A 16,549-nucleotide genomic window follows, 5' to 3' on the forward strand; every position below is an offset into this window, starting at 1 on the left:
CCTACTTTGAACACTTTTATTCGCAGCTGCCACCAGGTGGCAGGGGTGGCCGCATGCTCGGCCAACGACGATGCAGGGGAGTACTGGTGACTCAAGCGGCCACTCGACCGGCGACCGGCGCCCACGCCGCAGACATTCTGGCGGTTGCCCGCGACCAGGTGCTCGAACGCGGTGAGGGACTGGGCCGGGAGCAGGTGTTGCGGGTGCTGCAACTGCCCGACGACCGGCTCGACGACCTGCTGGCGCTGGCCCACGAGGTGCGGATGCGCTGGTGCGGGCCCGACGTCGAGGTCGAGGGCATCATCAGCCTCAAAACCGGCGGCTGCCCGGAGGACTGCCATTTCTGCTCGCAGTCGGGCTTGTTCGCCTCGCCGGTGCGCAGCGCCCGCCTCGACATTCCCAGCCTGGTCGAGGCCGCCAAACAGACCGCCAAGTCGGGTGCCACCGAGTTCTGCATCGTGGCCGCGGTGCGCGGTCCCGACGAGCGGCTGATGGCCCAGGTCGCCGCGGGCATCGAGGCGATCCGCGACGAGGTCGAGATCAACATCGCCTGCTCGCTGGGGATGCTGACCGCCGAGCAGGTCGAGCGGCTCTCGGCGATGGGTGTGCACCGCTACAACCACAACCTCGAGACCGCGCGCTCGTACTTCACCAACGTGGTGACCACCCACACCTGGGAGGAGCGCTGGCAGACGCTGTCGATGGTGCGCGACGCCGGCATGGAGGTGTGCTGCGGCGGCATCCTGGGCATGGGCGAGACGCTCGAGCAGCGCGCGGAGTTCGCCGCCGAACTGGCCGAACTGGGTCCCGACGAGGTCCCGCTGAACTTCCTGAACCCGCGGCCGGGCACGCCGTTCGGCGACCTGGAGGTGCTGCCGGTGACCGAGGCGCTGAAGTCGGTGGCCGCCTTCCGCCTGGCCCTGCCGCGCGCGATGCTGCGGTTCGCCGGGGGCCGGGAGATCACCCTCGGTGACCTGGGCGCCAAGCGGGGCATCCTGGGCGGCATCAACGCCGTGATCGTCGGCAACTACCTGACCACGCTCGGCCGCCCGGCCGAGGCCGATCTGGAGCTGCTCGAGGACCTGCAGATGCCGATCAAGGCGCTCAACGCCACTTTGTAAGAGACTTGGACACTGTGGTTCGGGATCTGGGCGCTCCGGTGAGCGCGGGCGTCTACAACGTCTACACCGGCGAATTGGGGGGCACCGCAGTGCCGACAGCGGCGCAGTTGGGTCTGGAACCGCCCCGGTTCTGCGCGGAATGCGGACGCCGGATGGTGGTGCAGGTTCGTCCCGACGGCTGGCGGGCGCAGTGCTCGCGGCACGGTCACGTCGACTCCGTCGACCTGGAGGCGCAAAGGTGACCGGGTCCATGCCGGGTCCGGAAGGTCCGCCGGCCGCAACCGTCCCGCGCAGGTCGCGGGCCCGCGCCCTCGCCGTCGCCGGTCTGGGATCGTCTGTGACCGGGGTGCTGATCGGCGGGTTGTGGGCGTGGATCGCCCCGCCCATCCACGCCGTGGTGGCGCTCACCCGAGCGGGTGAACGGGTGCACGACTATCTGGGTACCGAGTCCGAGCACTTCTTCGACGCGCCATGCCTGATGTTGGGCCTGCTGACCGTGCTCGCCGTGGTGGCGCCGGTGCTGGCGTGGCAGTGGCGTGAGCACCGCGGGCCGGGGATGGTCGTCGCGCTCTCGTCGGGCATGCTGACCGCTGCGGCGGCCGCGACGGCAATTGCTGCGGCGTTGGTCCGGATCCGGTACGGCGCGTTGAACTTCGACGCGGTGCCGCTGTCCAAAGCCCCGTCGGTGGCGTACGTCATCCAGGCGCCCCCGGTGTTCTTTGCACACCACCCGCTGCGGGCGGCGCTGACGCTGCTGTGGCCCGCCGCCATCGCCGCGCTGGTGTATGCGGTGCTTGCGGCCGCCGACGCGCGCGACGACCTGGGCGCGCTGCCGCCGGGCGACCGGCCTTCCGACGCGCTGCCGGTGCGAGCCGGGGGCGCATCGGAAGCGCCCGTCTCATAGCGGACGGCGGTGAATCCTCCGGCCGAAGATGACCTTGGCCGCGATCTTGGCCAGCCGGGCCATCCCGACGTAGGTCATCGGGTGAAACATCGTCGGCCAGGTGGTCCGGATCAGGTGCTCGGTCAGCGGCCGGCGGTCGAACCGGTCCGTGAGCCAGCGCAGCGTCATCGGAGCCGACAACGGGTGTAGCAGCATGTGCTCGTTGAATGCATCCCGGTGGTAGGTGACCTGGGCGCCGCCGGCCGAATAGGCGTCGGCGAGGACGTCGATGTCTTTGACGTCGATCAGGTAGTCGTGGACGGCCTGCACGATCAGCACCGGCGGAGTCGGCACGGCCACGCCCAGCTTGATGTTCTCGAAGACGTGGGTGACCTCGGGCGTCGACAGGATGCTCTCGAGCGGCTCGTCGAGGTAGTCGCCCATGTTCTTGCCGGCCATCCGGATGACCGCCTCCACGGTCGTCATCTTCTCGAGCGACTCGAGCAGGGCGCGCCCCTCCTCGTTGCTGTGCTCTTTGATCACCCTGTCCAGCTCGGGGTAGATGTGGGCGAGCGCGGCCACCACCAGGGCGGGCAGGCCCGACAGGAAGCTGCCGTTGAGCCTGCGGAAGGTGTTGCCCAGGTCCCCGACGGGTGATCCCAGCACCGCCCCGACGATGTCGAGTTCGGGTGCGTAATCGGCGCATACCTCGGCCGCCCAGGCGCTGGCCAGGCCGCCGCCGGAGTACCCCCACAGGCCGATGGGCGCCGACGGGGACAGTCCGAGCCGTTCCGAACCGAGGGCCGCCCGGATGCCGTCGAGGACGCGATAGCCGGGCTCGTAGGGCGCGCCCCACAGCCCGTGCAGGCCCTCGTGGTCGGGCACCGAGACGGCCCAGCCCTCAGCGACGGCGGCGGCGATGAGGAAGTATTCGAACTGACCGATGGACCCCAGGGCCTTCGCCCGGCGCCGCAGCGCATAGGACGGGAAGCAGCGGGACGACACCGCGTCGATCGCGCACTGGTAGGACAGCAGCGGGTAGGGACGCTCCGGCGCGAGCTCGGCCGGGACGATCACCGTCGTCGCGGTGGCCTCGGGCTCGCCGTTCATGTCCATGGTCCGGTAGAGCAACTGGACGGCCTTGACCGGCTGCGGGATCAGGCCAAGGAACGCCAGCTCGACGTCGCGCGAGCGCAGCACCGTGCCGGGCTCGGCGTGCTGGAAGCCGAGTGGTGGCTGGTAGAACGGATCGTCGGAGGGCAGCAGCGGGCGCACTTTGCGCTGCAGTTCCTCATGCGGTGGCCGGGCGATCCACTCCGCGCCACGTGTGCCTGCCAGATTGCCGAGCTCAGCCATTGAGGCTCCCTTCTAGGCCACCCGGCATTCTCGCCCATGAACGGCAGGTAACCAAAACGCAATCGCCGCGTTGTGGGCGACTTCTCGGTACGGGATGCGGGTCAGACGCGCCACAGTTGTCGATTCCATAACTGTCCCCCGACGGCGGGTGGGGCAAACGTGACGGGCCGCGCGGTCCGGGCCGAAGGTCAGACCTGAACCGGCTGGCCGGGGGGCCGCAGCGCGGCGAATTCGTCGGTGACCCGCAGCCGGGAGTCGGTGAAGTGGTAGAGGGCCGCCGGCCGGCCGCCGCTGCGACCGGACTGCGCGATGGTGCCGGTCTGGCTGATCACGCCGCGGCGGACCAGCACCCGCTGCAGGTTGGTCGCGTCGACCTGGTAGCCCAGCGCGGCGCCGTAGATGTCTCGCAGCGTGGAAAGCGCGAATTCCCTTGGCGCCAAGGCGAAGCCGAGGTTGGTGTAGGACAGCTTGGCGACCAGCCGGGCGTGGGCGTGCGTCACCATCGGGCCGTGATCGAAGGCCATCGGCGGCAGGCAGCTCACGGGATGCCAGCGGGTGTCCGGCGGCAGCTCGGGGGTGGCGGGGGAGGGCACCAGCCCCAGGAAGGTCGAAGCGATGACCCGGGCGCCCGGCACCCGGTCCGGGTCGGAGAACACCGCCAGCTGTTCGAGGTGGGCGACCTCTTTGAGGTCCACCTTCTCGGCGAGTTGGCGGCGGACCGACGTGGTCATGTCCTCGTCGGTGCGCAGCCGCCCGCCGGGCAGCGACCAGGCGCCGCGCTGCGGTTCCTTGGCGCGCTGCCATAACAGCACGTTCAGCTGCGGTTTCTGTGTTCGCGGGCCGGCCGTTACCTGCTGAACCTGAAACACCACCGCGAGCACCTCGTGTTCAGTGCTAGTATGGCCCATGTTTTCGATTATAAGTCGAAAACCTCGTGGGCTGAAAGGAGCCGCCGTGACGGTTATGAATCGCATGGACACGCTCGCCGAAGACATGATGGCCGACGTCACCAACTCGCCCACCGGTTACGCCGGTGTGGACGGCGACGGGCGGTGGGCCGCCGAGATCCGCCGTCTGGCCGAACTGCGCGGCGCCACCGTCCTCGCGCACAACTACCAGCTGCCCGCGATCCAGGACGTTGCCGACCACGTGGGGGATTCGCTGGCCCTGTCGCGGATCGCCGCCGAGGCGCCCGAGGACACCATCGTGTTCTGCGGGGTGCACTTCATGGCCGAGACCGCCAAGATCCTCAGCCCCGACAAGACGGTCCTCATCCCGGATCAGCGGGCCGGCTGTTCGCTGGCCGACTCGATCACCGCCGACGAGCTGCGTGCCTGGAAGGACGAGCACCCGGGCGCCGTCGTCGTCTCCTACGTCAACACCACCGCCGCGGTGAAGGCGCTCACCGACATCTGCTGCACGTCGTCCAATGCGGTCGACGTGGTGAACTCCATCGACCCCGACCGCGAGGTCCTGTTCTGCCCGGACCAATTCCTCGGGGCCCACGTGCGCCGGGTGACCGGCCGCACGAACATGCACGTGTGGGCCGGTGAATGCCACGTCCACGCCGGGATCAACGGCGACGAGCTGTCCGAGCAGGCCCGCGCGAACCCCGACGCCGAGCTGTATGTGCATCCCGAATGTGGTTGCGCCACTTCGGCCTTGTACCTCGCCGGCGAGGGCGCCTTCCCGGCGGACCGGGTGAAGATCCTGTCCACGGGCGGCATGCTCGACGCCGCGCACGAGACCCGGGCCCGCAAGGTGCTGGTGGCCACCGAGGTCGGCATGCTGCATCAGCTGCGCCGGGCGGCCCCGCAGGTCGACTTCCGCCCCGTCAACGACCGGGCGTCCTGCAAGTACATGAAGATGATCACGCCCGCGGCCCTGCTGCGCTGCCTGGTGGACGGGGCTGACGAAGTCGACGTCGACCCCGAGATCGCGGCGGCGGGCCGGCGCAGCGTGCAGCGAATGATCGGGATCGGCCAGCCGGGCGGTGGCGAATGATCGTCCGGCCGGCCTGGAGGCACAGCGCCGACGTCGTCGTCATCGGTACCGGCGTCGCTGGTCTGGCCGCGGCCCTGGCCGCCCACCGCGCCGGGCGCAGCGTCGTCGTGCTGAGCAAGGCCGACCAGGCGCGCGTGACGGCGACCCACTACGCCCAGGGCGGCATCGCGGTGGTCTTGCCCGACGGCGACGACTCCGTGGAGGCCCATGTGGCCGACACCGTGGCCGCGGGCGCCGGGCTGTGTGATCCCGACGCGGTGGCATCGATCGTCGCCGACGGCTATCCCGCGGTATCCGAATTGGTCGGTGCCGGGGCGCGATTCGACGAGGCCGCTCCGGGACGCTGGGACGTGACGCGCGAAGGCGGACATTCGCGGCGGCGGATCGTGCACGCCGGCGGCGACGCCACCGGCGCCGAGGTGCAGCGCGCGCTCGACCACGCCGCCCGGCTGCTGGACATTCGCACCAGCCACGTCGCGCTGCGCGTGCTGCACGACGGCACGGCCGTCACCGGTGTGTCCGTCGGCAACCCGGACGGCTATGGGATCGTCAGCGCGCCCGCGGTGATCCTGGCCTCCGGCGGGCTCGGTCACCTCTACGGCGCGACCACCAATCCCGAGGGCTCCACGGGCGACGGCATCGCGTTGGCGCTGTGGGCCGGTGTCGCGGTCAGCGACCTCGAGTTCATCCAGTTCCACCCGACGATGCTCTTCGGTGGCGGCGGCGGCCGGCGCCCGCTGATCACCGAGGCCATCCGCGGTGAGGGCGCGATACTGCTTGACCGGCAAGGAAATTCGGTCACCGCCGGCGTTCACCCAATGGGTGACCTGGCGCCGCGTGACGTCGTCGCCGCCGCCATCGACACGCGGCTGAAGGCGACCGGCGACCCGTGCGTCTTCCTCGACGCGCGCGGCATCGAGGGCTTCGCCACCCGGTTCCCGACGGTGACCGCCGCCTGCCGGGCCGCCGGCATCGACCCCGTCCGCCAACCCATCCCGGTCGTGCCGGGGGCGCACTACAGCTGCGGGGGCGTCGTCACCGACGTGCACGGGCAGACCGAACTGCCCGGGCTCTTCGCCGCCGGCGAGGTGGCGCGCACCGGGATGCACGGTGCCAACCGGCTGGCGTCCAACAGCCTGCTGGAGGGCCTGGTGGTCGGGGGCCGCGCCGGTAAGGCCGCGGCCGCGCACGCGGCGGCGGCGGGCCGCGTCGTGGCGTCGGAGTGCGAGCCGTCCGTGCACACCGCACCGGAGCGCGGCCAATTGCAGGCGGCGATGAGCCGCGACGCCTCGGTGGTGCGCGACACCGCCGGGCTCAACCGGTTGTCCGACACGCTGTCGGAGGCGCCGGTGCGGGCCATCGCCGGCCGCCGCGATTTCGAGGACGTCGCGTTGGCCATGGCCGCCCGCGCCGTGACGGCCGCGGCCCTGGCCCGCGACGAGAGCCGGGGCTGCCACCACCGGGCGGAATATCCCGGCCCCGCGCCGGAACAGGCGCGCAGCAGCGTGCTGCGGCTGGCCGACGACCGCAACTCGGTGGCGGTGGAGGCGCTGGCGGCGGTGGGATGTTGATGCTGCCCGACGAACGCAGCGCCGCGCAGGACACCATCCGGCGCGCTCTGGAAGAGGACCTGCGGTACGGGCCCGATGTCACCACGCTCGCGACGGTGCCCGCCGGCACGGTGGCCACGGCATCGATGGTGCCCCGGGAGGCCGGCGTCATCGCCGGCGTCGAGGTCGCGCTGCTGGTCCTCGACGCCGTCCTCGCCGGGGGCTACGACGTGGTGCACAGCGTCGAGGACGGCGCCCGGCTGCAGCCCGGCGAGCCGGTGCTGACCGTGCGCGCGGACACCCGGGGCCTGCTGACCGCCGAGCGGACGATGCTCAACCTGGTCTGCCACCTGTCGGGCATCGCCACCACGACGGCGGCCTGGGTCGACGCCGTGCACGGCACCAAGGCCAGGGTCCGCGACACCCGCAAAACCCTGCCCGGGCTGCGTGCGCTGCAGAAATACGCGGTGCGGGTCGGCGGGGGCGTCAACCACCGGATGGGCCTGGGGGACGCGGCGCTGATCAAGGACAACCACGTGGTGGCCGCCGGATCGGTGCTGGACGCGCTGCGGGCGGTGCGCGACGCGGCGCCCGATCTGCCCTGCGAGGTGGAGGTGGACTCCCTCGAGCAGCTCGACGAGGTACTGGCCGAAAAGCCCGAGCTGGTGCTGCTCGACAACTTCCCGGTGTGGCAGACGCAGATGGCCGTGCAGCGCCGGGACGCGCGCGCGCCCGCCGTCCTGCTCGAATCCTCCGGCGGGCTCAGCCTGGACAACGCCGCCACCTACGCGGCGACCGGGGTGGACTACCTGGCCGTCGGCGCGTTGACGCACTCGGTGCGCGCGCTCGACGTCGGCCTGGACATGTAGGGCCGTCGCGCCCTCGACCCCGCGCTTGGTGTGCGTCTACGGCCTTCGGTGTGCGTCTAGGGCGGAAAAATGGCGAAAAGGCCGCCGCCGGCGCACACGCGAAGCCGCCGGCGCACCCGCAAGGGGCGCAGTCAGGCGATGTCGCCGACGAAAACGCCGACGCGGCGCAGCTGCATGCGCGCCATTCGCGGAAGGCTCTCCACGTCGGGGCCGTCGTAACCCGCCGGCAGGATCCGCGTATTCGTCAGATGCACCACGCGATTGCGGCTGAACTGCACGTCGGCCTCGCCGGCGGCCAGCACGTTCTTCACCCAGTTGGTCTTGCCGTGGGCCAGCGCGATCGCCAGCGTGTTGCCCTTGCGGTACGGGGTGACGATCGTCTCGTAGGGCGTGCCGGACTTGCGGCCGCGGTGCTTGATCGTCGCGGTCCCGGGCATGAACCGCGCGATCGGCTTGATCGCCGGGTTGAAGTACTTGATCTGGAAGCGCTCGAACCAGACCGGGAACAGCATGGGGACGCCCGGCGCGTTGTTGGGGTGTTCCTTTGCAGACATGTCGGCTCCTCCTCATCGGCACTGTACCGGCCGAATATCAACTTGAGTTGCTCTGGGACAATGGAGGCAATGAGTACCGCTTCAGCACCTGTGATGGCCCGCATCGACCTGCGGGGCGCTGAGCTGACGGCTGCCCGGTTGCGGGCGGCGCTGCCGCGGGGGGGCGCCGACGTGGAGAGCGTGCTGCCCACGGTGCGCCCGATCGTGGACGCCGTCGCCGAGCGCGGCGCCGAGGCGGCGCTGCAGTACGGGGAGTCGTTCGACGGTGTGCGTCCCGCGGCCGTCCGGGTGCCCGCGGCCGCCCTCGAGGCGGCGCTGGCCGGGCTGGATCCCGACGTCGTCGACGCCCTGCGGGTGATGATCGAACGCGCCCGCGCCGTGCACGCCGACCAGCGGCGTGCCGACGTCACCACCACGCTGGGCCCGGGCGCCACGGTCACCGAGCGGTGGGTGCCCGTCGAGCGGGTGGGCCTCTACGTGCCCGGCGGCAACGCCGTGTACCCGTCGAGCGTGGTGATGAACGTGGTGCCGGCGCAGGCCGCGGGCGTCGACTCGTTGGTGGTGGCCAGCCCGCCGCAGGCTCGCTTTGACGGCCTGCCGCATCCGACGATCCTGGCCGCGGCCCGGTTGCTCGGGGTCGCCGAGGTGTGGGCCGTCGGCGGTGCGCAGGCGGTGGCGCTGCTGGCCTACGGCGGCACCGACACCGATGGTCGCGAACTCGTGCCCGTCGACCTGATCACCGGGCCCGGCAACATCTACGTCACCGCCGCCAAGCGGCTGTGCCGCTCCCGGGTCGGCATCGACGCCGAAGCCGGGCCCACCGAGATCGCCATCCTCGCCGACCACACCGCCGACCCGGCGCACGTGGCCGCCGACCTGATCAGCCAGGCCGAACACGACGAGATGGCCGGCAGCGTGCTGGTGACTGCGAGCGAGGAGCTGGCCGCCGCCACCGACGCCGAGGTGGCCGCCCAGTTGCGCACGACGGTGCACCGCGACCGGGTGGCCGCCGCGCTGTCCGGCCGCCAGTCGGCCGTCATCCTGGTCGACGACCTGGACGCGGGGATCAAGGTGGTCAACGCCTACGCCGCCGAACACCTGGAGATCCAGACCGCCGACGCCCCGCGGGTCGCCGCGCGAATCCGTTCGGCCGGGGCCATTTTCGTCGGGCCGTACTCGCCGGTGAGCCTCGGCGACTACTGCGCCGGATCCAACCACGTCCTGCCGACCGCGGGTTCCGCCCGCCATTCCAGCGGCCTGTCGGTGCAGACCTTCCTGCGCGGCATCCACGTCGTCGACTACACCGAGGCCGCCCTCAAGGACGTCTCGGGACACGTGGTCACCCTGGCCAAGGCCGAAGACCTGCCGGCGCACGGCGAGGCGATCCGGCGGAGGTTCGAGCGATGACCGGTCCGGAGAACCCCACGTTGGACGACCTGCCCCTGCGTGACGACCTGCGCGGAAAATCGCCTTACGGCGCACCGCAATTGGCGGTCCCGGTGCGGCTGAACACCAACGAGAACCCGCACCCGCCCAGCCGCGCGCTGGTGGACGACGTCGTCCGGTCGGTGGCCGAGGCGGCCGCCGACCTGCACCGTTATCCCGACCGGGACGCGGTGGACCTGCGCCGCGATCTGGCGGCCTACCTCACCGCGCAGACCGGGGTGCCGCTTGGGGTGGAAAACGTCTGGGCGGCAAACGGTTCCAACGAGATCCTGCAGCAGCTGCTGCAGGCGTTCGGCGGCCCCGGGCGTACCGCGCTCGGCTTCGTCCCGTCCTACTCGATGCACCCGATCATCTCCGACGCCACGCGCACCGAATGGCTCGAGGGCGTCCGCGCCGACGACTTCAGCCTCGACATCGAGGCCGCGGTTGCCGCAATCGCGGACCGCCGGCCCGACGTGGTCTTCGTCGCCAGCCCGAACAACCCGTCCGGGCAAAGCGTCTCGCGGCCCGCCCTGCGGCGGCTGCTCGACGCCGTGCCCGGCATCCTGATCGTCGACGAGGCCTACGGCGAGTTCTCCTCCGAGCCCAGCGCGGTGGGGCTGGTGCGCGAATACCCGACCAAGCTGGTCGTCACCCGCACCATGAGCAAGGCGTTCGCCTTCGCCGGTGGACGGCTCGGATACCTGATCGCCACGCCCGCGGTGATCGACGCGATGCTGCTGGTGCGGCTGCCGTACCACCTGTCGTCGGTCACCCAGGCCGCTGCCCGGGCCGCGCTGCGGCACGCCGACGACACTCTGGGCAGTGTCGCCACCCTGATCACCGAACGCGAGCGTGTCGCGAAGTCGTTGAGCGCCATGGGTTTCCGGGTCGTCCCGAGCGACGCGAACTTCGTGCTGTTCGGTCGGTTCACCGACGCCCCGGCCACCTGGCGCCGCTACCTGGATGCCGGCGTCTTGATCCGCGACGTCGGGATTCCCGGTTACCTGCGGGCGACGACGGGACTCGCCGAAGAGAACGACGCGTTCTTGCGGGCCAGCGCCCAGATCGCCGCCACCGAACTGGCACCAGCCACCCCAGTAGGAGCCCCGTGACCGCCACCGAAGCAGGACAAGCGACCCGGCGCGCGCGTATCGAACGCCGCACCAAGGAATCCGACATCGTCGTCGAGCTGGACCTCGACGGCACCGGCCAGGTGCACGTCGACACCGGTGTGCCGTTCTACGACCACATGCTGACGTCGCTGGGCACCCATGCGAGCTTCGACCTGACCGTCCGCACCGAGGGCGACGTCGAGATCGAGGGCCATCACACCATCGAGGACACCGCGATCGTCCTGGGCCAGGCACTCGGGCAGGCCCTGGGCGACAAGCGGGGCATCCGCCGGTTCGGTGACGCCTTCATCCCGATGGACGAGACGCTGGCCCACGCGGTCGTCGACGTGTCCGGCCGGCCCTATTGCGTGCACACCGGGGAACCGGATCACTTGCGGCACACCACCATCGCCGGGAGTTCGGTGCCCTACCACACCGTCATCAACCGGCACGTGTTCGAGTCGCTGGCCATGAACGCCCGCATCGCGCTGCACGTGCGCGTCCTCTACGGGCGCGACCCGCACCACATCACCGAAGCGCAGTACAAGGCGGTGGCCCGCGCGTTGCGTCAGGCCGTCGAGCCCGACCCCCGGGTGTCTGACGTGCCGTCCACCAAAGGCGTTCTGTGACACCATCCGTCGTCGTCCTGGATTACGGCTCGGGCAACCTACGGTCGGCCCAGCGCGCCCTGCAGCGGGCCGGTGCGTCGGTCGAGGTGACCGCCGACCCCGATGCGGCCGCCGCCGCCGACGGGCTGGTGGTCCCCGGCGTCGGGGCCTTCGAGGCGTGCATGACCGGCCTGCGCAAAGTCCGCGGCGACCGCATCATCGCCGACCGGGTCGCCGCCGGCCGGCCCGTGCTGGGGGTCTGCGTCGGGATGCAGATCCTGTTCGCCAGCGGTGTCGAATTCGGCGTGCGGACAACGGGTTGCGGGCAGTGGCCCGGGGAGGTCACCCGGCTGGACGCCCCGGTGATCCCGCACATGGGCTGGAACGTCGTCGAAGCCGGGGCCGGCACCACCCTGTTCAAAGGGCTGGACGCCGACACCCGGTTCTACTTCGTGCACTCCTACGCCGCGCAGCAATGGGAGGGTTCGCCCGAGGCCGTGCTCACCTGGGCCACCCACCGGGTGCCGTTTCTGGCCGCCGTCGAGCAAGGCCCGCTGTCGGCCACCCAGTTCCACCCCGAGAAGAGCGGGGATGCCGGCGCGGCGGTGTTGCGCAATTGGATCGAGGCGCTGTGACGAACGGCTTGGGAGGGAATGTGTTGATCTTGTTGCCCGCGGTCGACGTGGTCGACGGGCGCGCCGTGCGGCTGGTCCAGGGCAAGGCGGGCAGCGAAACCGAGTACGGCTCGGCGCTGGACGCGGCGCTGGGCTGGCAGCGTGACGGCGCGGAGTGGCTCCACCTGGTCGACTTGGACGCGGCGTTCGGGCGCGGGTCGAACCGCGAGCTGCTCGCCGAGGTGGTCGGCAAGCTCGACGTGCAGGTGGAGCTGTCCGGCGGGATTCGGGACGACGACTCCCTGGCCGCGGCGCTGGCCACCGGCTGTGCCCGGGTCAACCTGGGCACGGCGGCCCTGGAGAACCCGCAGTGGTGTGCGCGCGCGATCAGCGAGCACGGCGAGAAAGTCGCCGTCGGGCTGGACGTCCAGATCGTCGATGGGCAGCACCGGTTGCGCGGCCGCGGCTGGGAAACCGACGGCGGGGACCTGTGGGAAGTGTTGGAACGCCTTGACGGCGAAGGGTGCTCGCGTTTCGTTGTCACCGACGTCACCAAGGACGGCACGCTGGGCGGTCCCAACCTCGACCTGCTGGCGGCCGTCGCCGACCGTACCGACGCCCCGGTGATCGCCTCCGGCGGCGTGTCGAGCCTGGAAGACCTCCGCGCGATCGCCACCCTCACCGACCGCGGGGTCGAGGGCGCCATCGTCGGGAAAGCCCTCTACGCCGGGCGGTTCACCCTGCCGCAGGCGCTCGCCGCGGTCGCGGGATAGGGCGGCGATGGACCTGGACGCGTTGGTCAAGAAGGCGTCGGCGATCCTCGACGACGCCACCGAACCCTTCCTCGCCGGCCACCGCGCCGATTCGGCGGTCCAGAAGAAGGGCAACGACTTCGCCACCGACGTGGACCTCGCGATCGAGCGGCAGGTGGTCGACGCGCTGACCGAGGCCACCGGAATCGGCGTGCACGGCGAGGAATTCGGCGGCACCGACGTCGACTCCGAATGGGTGTGGGTGCTCGACCCCGTCGACGGCACGTTCAACTACGCGGCGGGATCGCCGATGGCGGGAATCCTGCTGGGGCTGCTGCATCACGGTGACCCGGTGGCCGGGCTGACCTGGCTGCCCTTCGTCGACCAGCGCTACACCGCGGTGGTGGACGGCCCGTTGATGAAAAACGGTGTCGCCCAGCCGCCGCTGGCCGCCGTCGACCTGGCCGACGCCCTGATCGGTGCCGGCTCGTTCAGCGCCGACGCGCGGGGCCGGTTCCCGGGGCGCTACCGGATCGCGGTGCTAGAGAACCTCAGCCGGGTGTCGTCGCGGCTGCGGATGCACGGCTCCACCGGGCTCGACCTCGCCTACGTCGCCGACGGGGTCCTCGGTGGCTCCATCAGTTTCGGGGGCCACGTGTGGGACCACGCGGCCGGCGTGGCGCTGGTGCGGGCGGCGGGCGGCGTCGTCACCGACGTCCACGGTGAACCGTGGACCCCCGCGTCGGATTCCGTGCTGGCCGCGGGGCCACACGCGCACGCGGCGCTTCTCGAGATCCTGCGCAGCACCGGCCGACCGGAGGACTTCTGAGATGTCGTCGGGCAATGACCTTGCGGTGCGGGTGATTCCCTGCCTGGACGTCGACGCGGGGCGGGTGGTCAAGGGCGTCAACTTCGAAAACCTGCGCGATGCGGGCGATCCCGTCGAGCTCGCCGCCGCCTACGACGCCGAGGGCGCCGACGAACTCACCTTCCTCGACGTCACCGCCTCGTCGTCGGGACGGGCCACCATGCTGGACGTGGTGCGCCGCACGGCCGAACAGGTGTTCATCCCGCTGACCGTCGGCGGCGGGGTGCGCACGGTGTCCGACGTCGACGTCTTGCTGCGTGCGGGCGCCGACAAGGTGTCGATCAACACCGCGGCGATCGCCCGGCCCGACCTGCTGGAGGAAATGGCGCGGCAGTTCGGCTCGCAATGCATCGTGCTGTCGGTCGACGCCCGCACGGTGCCGCCGGGTTCGGTGCCCACGCCGTCGGGCTGGGAGGTCACCACCCACGGAGGCCGCCGCGGCACGGGGATCGACGCGGTCGAATGGGCCTCCCGCGGGGCCGATCTGGGGGTGGGGGAGATCCTGCTGAACTCGATGGACGCCGACGGCACCAAGGCCGGCTTCGACTTGCCGATGCTGCGGGCGGTGCGCTCGGCGGTCACGGTGCCGGTGATCGCCAGCGGCGGCGCCGGCGCGGCCGAGCACTTCGCGCCCGCTGTCGCCGCCGGCGCCGATGCGGTTCTGGCGGCCAGCGTCTTTCACTTCCGGGAGCTGACCATCGGCCAGGTGAAGGCGGCCATGGCGGCCGAAGGGATCACCGTGAGATGACGCTCGACCCGCGGATCGCCGCGCGCCTGAAGCGCAACTCCGACGGCCTGTTCACCGCCGTCGTGCAGGAGCGCGGAACCGGCGACGTGCTGATGGTCGCCTGGATGGACGACGCGGCGCTGGCCCGCACGCTCGAAACCCGTGAGGCAACGTACTTTTCGCGCTCCCGCGGCCAACAGTGGGTCAAGGGCGCGACATCGGGGCACACCCAATTCGTGCACTCGGTGCGGCTGGACTGCGACGGCGATGCCGTGCTGTTGACGGTCGACCAGGTGGGCGGTGCGTGCCACACCGGCGACCACAGTTGCTTCGACGCCGACGTGCTGCTGCCACCGGAGTGCTAGGTGCGTTGCGGGCCCCGCGGCACTAATTCGCGGTGCGACGCTGGCGCTGGGTCGCGGCCAGGAAGTCGACCCAGGACACCACCTCGGAGTGCTGCCTGAGCAGGGCACGCCGCTGGCGTTCGGTCATCCCGCCCCAGACGCCCCACTCGACCCGGTTGTCGAGGGCATCGGCGCCGCACTCCAGGATCACCGGGCAGTGCCGGCAGATGGTTGCGGCTTTCCGCTGAGCGGCGCCGCGGACGAACAATCCGTCCGGGTCGCCGGTCCGACAGAGGGCTTGAGAAACCCAGTCAGCGCGATCCTCGTGCTTGACACTGCGGAGATGGTTGTGCAGTGGGCTCTCGGCGCCACTTTGTGCGGTGATTCGGGTAGCTAACACCGCTCCCCCCTTCACTCCGGCCGCTGAGGACCGGTTTCGATATTTTCCGTGACTTCCCTCCGGCTGAGCCCGTACAAACCCGAGGCCAATGTTGCGACGGTATGAAACGCCGCCGGGCAAACGTAGGGGCTTTGGTCGCAAGCATCCGGGGACTTTGGTTCATGGACCTCGCAGCATCGGTGCCGGCGCGGGCCCGCGCTTCGGGATCGCGGTCGATCGGGGAGAAGTCGCCCGATCGGGCGCCGTCGATGACAATGGCGGTCGATGTTGAGACGGGTGTCGTGGACCGCGGTCGTGCCGTTGCTTGCCGTCGGCGTGCTGGCGGTGATCTGGGGCGAGCCGCTCGGGCCGGCATTGGCCGCGCTGGCGGCGGCATTTCTCATCGGCGCCGTGCTGGCCGCGGTGCATCACGCGGAGGTGGTCGCGGCCCGGGTCGGCGAGCCATTCGGGTCGCTGGTACTGGCGGCCGCGGTGACGGTGATCGAGGTGGCCCTGATCGTCGAGCTGATGGCGTCGGGAGGCAACGAGGCCGCGACACTGGCCCGGGACACCGTTTTCGCCGCGGTGATGATCACCACCAACGGCATAGCCGGTCTGTCGCTGCTGCTGGGTTCCCGGCGCTACGGCGTCACGCTGTTCAACGCCGAGGGCACGGGCGCCGCGCTGGCGACCCTCACCACCCTGGCGACGCTGAGCCTGGTGCTGCCCGCGTTCACGACCAGCGGCCTGGGCAAGGAGTTCTCGCCCGGACAGCTCGCGTTCGCGGCGGTCGCCTCGCTGCTGCTCTACCTGGTCTTCGTCTTCACGCAGACGGTGCGGCACCGCGACTTCTTCCTGCCGGTCGCGCAGAAGGGCCAGAAGCGGCTGTTCGAGGACGAGAGCCACGCGGAGCCGCCGAGTCGCGGCGCGGCGCTGGGCAGCCTGGGACTGCTGCTGGTCGCCCTGCTCGCGGTGGTGGGGCTGGCCGAGGAGGAGTCGCCGGCCGTCGAGAGCGCGGTGACGGCGGCGGGATTCCCGCAGTCCTTCGTCGGCGTCGTCATCGCCTCGTTGGTGCTGCTGCCGGAGACCCTTGCCGCGGTCCGTGCGTCGCGGCAGGGCCGCATCCAGATCAGCCTGAACCTGGCCTACGGCTCGGCGCTGGCGAGCATCGGGCTGACCATCCCCGCGATCGCGCTGGCGTCGATCTGGCTGAAGGGCCCGCTGGCGCTCGGCCTGGGCGCCATCCAATTGGTGTTACTGGCGCTGACCGTCGTGATCAGCATGCTGACGGTGGTGCCCGGCCGGGCCACCCGGCTGCAGGGCGAGCTGCACCTGGTGCTGCTCGCCGCCTACGTGTTTCTGGCGATCAGCCCCTGACGC

Annotated in this window: 19 protein-coding genes; 15 read left to right on the forward strand and 4 right to left on the reverse strand. The window is 70.9% G+C overall.

Features of this window, described 5'->3' with window-relative positions:
* Positions 1-86 precede the first annotated feature (86 nt).
* The 3 genes from bioB to G6N51_RS01765 are packed head-to-tail and all read left to right on the forward strand — an operon-like array spanning position 87 to position 2,025.
* Positions 87-1,121, forward strand: coding sequence for a biotin synthase BioB (gene bioB / locus G6N51_RS01755; protein ID WP_083171890.1), 1,035 nt, complete (start codon positions 87-89; stop codon positions 1,119-1,121).
* 14 nt (positions 1,122-1,135) lie between these two features.
* A complete protein-coding gene (gene bsaP, locus G6N51_RS01760) occupies positions 1,136-1,363 on the forward strand; it encodes a biotin synthase auxiliary protein BsaP (RefSeq protein WP_083171965.1) in 228 nt (75 codons plus the stop codon).
* 8 nt (positions 1,364-1,371) lie between these two features.
* The gene (locus tag G6N51_RS01765; RefSeq protein ID WP_083171964.1) at positions 1,372-2,025 is read left to right on the forward strand and encodes a DUF2567 domain-containing protein; all 654 of its coding nucleotides are present in this window, start codon (positions 1,372-1,374) and stop codon (positions 2,023-2,025) included.
* On the opposite strand, the gene G6N51_RS01770 is transcribed toward G6N51_RS01765, so the two are convergent.
* Both G6N51_RS01770 and G6N51_RS01775 read right to left on the reverse strand, forming a co-directional pair.
* Positions 2,020-3,360 (reverse strand): lipase family protein, encoded by a 1,341-nt coding sequence (locus G6N51_RS01770; RefSeq protein ID WP_083171891.1) that lies wholly within the window; start codon positions 3,358-3,360, stop codon positions 2,020-2,022. The two genes, G6N51_RS01765 and G6N51_RS01770, sit on opposite strands and share 6 nt — an antisense overlap.
* Positions 3,361-3,548: 188 nt before the next feature.
* Positions 3,549-4,268: an NUDIX hydrolase gene (locus tag G6N51_RS01775; protein ID WP_083171892.1), complete on the reverse strand. Its 720-nt coding sequence runs from the start codon at positions 4,266-4,268 to the stop codon at positions 3,549-3,551.
* 46 nt (positions 4,269-4,314) lie between these two features.
* Here G6N51_RS01775 and nadA point away from each other — a divergent pair, with 46 nt between their 5' ends.
* From nadA to nadC, 3 genes are read left to right on the forward strand one after another with little or no spacing between them, the layout of a single operon-like run.
* Entirely contained in the window at positions 4,315-5,364 is a 1,050-nt protein-coding gene (gene nadA / locus G6N51_RS01780) for a quinolinate synthase NadA (protein WP_083171893.1), read from the forward strand.
* The gene (locus tag G6N51_RS01785; RefSeq protein WP_083171894.1) at positions 5,361-6,935 is read left to right on the forward strand and encodes an L-aspartate oxidase; all 1,575 of its coding nucleotides are present in this window, start codon (positions 5,361-5,363) and stop codon (positions 6,933-6,935) included. Before nadA ends, G6N51_RS01785 begins: the two co-directional genes overlap by 4 nt.
* Positions 6,932-7,783: a carboxylating nicotinate-nucleotide diphosphorylase gene (gene nadC / locus G6N51_RS01790; protein ID WP_174814359.1), complete on the forward strand. Its 852-nt coding sequence runs from the start codon at positions 6,932-6,934 to the stop codon at positions 7,781-7,783. Before G6N51_RS01785 ends, nadC begins: the two co-directional genes overlap by 4 nt.
* Before the next feature lie 131 nt (positions 7,784-7,914).
* On the opposite strand, the gene G6N51_RS01795 is transcribed toward nadC, so the two are convergent.
* Entirely contained in the window at positions 7,915-8,337 is a 423-nt protein-coding gene (locus G6N51_RS01795; RefSeq protein WP_083171896.1) for a nitroreductase family deazaflavin-dependent oxidoreductase, read from the reverse strand.
* A 90-nt stretch (positions 8,338-8,427) separates the two neighbouring features.
* Here G6N51_RS01795 and hisD point away from each other — a divergent pair, with 90 nt between their 5' ends.
* From hisD to hisI, 8 genes are read left to right on the forward strand one after another with little or no spacing between them, the layout of a single operon-like run.
* Positions 8,428-9,744, forward strand: a complete 1,317-nt coding sequence (gene hisD, locus G6N51_RS01800) for a histidinol dehydrogenase (RefSeq protein WP_142274954.1) — start codon at positions 8,428-8,430, stop codon at positions 9,742-9,744.
* The gene (locus G6N51_RS01805) at positions 9,741-10,877 is read left to right on the forward strand and encodes a histidinol-phosphate transaminase (RefSeq protein WP_083171898.1); all 1,137 of its coding nucleotides are present in this window, start codon (positions 9,741-9,743) and stop codon (positions 10,875-10,877) included. The genes hisD and G6N51_RS01805 overlap by 4 nt, the downstream gene beginning before the upstream one ends.
* Positions 10,874-11,506 (forward strand): imidazoleglycerol-phosphate dehydratase HisB, encoded by a 633-nt coding sequence (hisB, locus tag G6N51_RS01810; protein ID WP_083171899.1) that lies wholly within the window; start codon positions 10,874-10,876, stop codon positions 11,504-11,506. Before G6N51_RS01805 ends, hisB begins: the two co-directional genes overlap by 4 nt.
* Positions 11,503-12,120 (forward strand): imidazole glycerol phosphate synthase subunit HisH, encoded by a 618-nt coding sequence (hisH, locus tag G6N51_RS01815; RefSeq protein ID WP_083171900.1) that lies wholly within the window; start codon positions 11,503-11,505, stop codon positions 12,118-12,120. Before hisB ends, hisH begins: the two co-directional genes overlap by 4 nt.
* A gap of 20 nt (positions 12,121-12,140) precedes the next feature.
* Positions 12,141-12,872: a bifunctional 1-(5-phosphoribosyl)-5-((5-phosphoribosylamino)methylideneamino)imidazole-4-carboxamide isomerase/phosphoribosylanthranilate isomerase PriA gene (gene priA, locus G6N51_RS01820; protein WP_083171901.1), complete on the forward strand. Its 732-nt coding sequence runs from the start codon at positions 12,141-12,143 to the stop codon at positions 12,870-12,872.
* Positions 12,873-12,879: 7 nt separating this feature from the next.
* The gene (locus tag G6N51_RS01825) at positions 12,880-13,680 is read left to right on the forward strand and encodes an inositol monophosphatase family protein (protein WP_083171902.1); all 801 of its coding nucleotides are present in this window, start codon (positions 12,880-12,882) and stop codon (positions 13,678-13,680) included.
* 1 nt (position 13,681) lies between these two features.
* The gene (gene hisF, locus G6N51_RS01830; RefSeq protein ID WP_083171903.1) at positions 13,682-14,467 is read left to right on the forward strand and encodes an imidazole glycerol phosphate synthase subunit HisF; all 786 of its coding nucleotides are present in this window, start codon (positions 13,682-13,684) and stop codon (positions 14,465-14,467) included.
* Positions 14,464-14,811, forward strand: coding sequence for a phosphoribosyl-AMP cyclohydrolase (gene hisI, locus G6N51_RS01835; protein ID WP_083171904.1), 348 nt, complete (start codon positions 14,464-14,466; stop codon positions 14,809-14,811). Before hisF ends, hisI begins: the two co-directional genes overlap by 4 nt.
* A 22-nt stretch (positions 14,812-14,833) precedes the next feature.
* Here hisI and G6N51_RS01840 read toward each other — a convergent pair whose 3' ends face one another.
* Positions 14,834-15,145, reverse strand: a complete 312-nt coding sequence (locus G6N51_RS01840; RefSeq protein WP_232075475.1) for a WhiB family transcriptional regulator — start codon at positions 15,143-15,145, stop codon at positions 14,834-14,836.
* A gap of 309 nt (positions 15,146-15,454) precedes the next feature.
* On the opposite strand from G6N51_RS01840, the gene G6N51_RS01845 reads away from it, so the two are divergent.
* Positions 15,455-16,546: a calcium:proton antiporter gene (locus G6N51_RS01845; RefSeq protein WP_083171905.1), complete on the forward strand. Its 1,092-nt coding sequence runs from the start codon at positions 15,455-15,457 to the stop codon at positions 16,544-16,546.
* Positions 16,547-16,549 lie beyond the last annotated feature (3 nt).

The organism is Mycobacterium paraseoulense (genome assembly GCF_010731655.1).
Lineage (GTDB): Bacteria > Actinomycetota > Actinomycetes > Mycobacteriales > Mycobacteriaceae > Mycobacterium > Mycobacterium paraseoulense.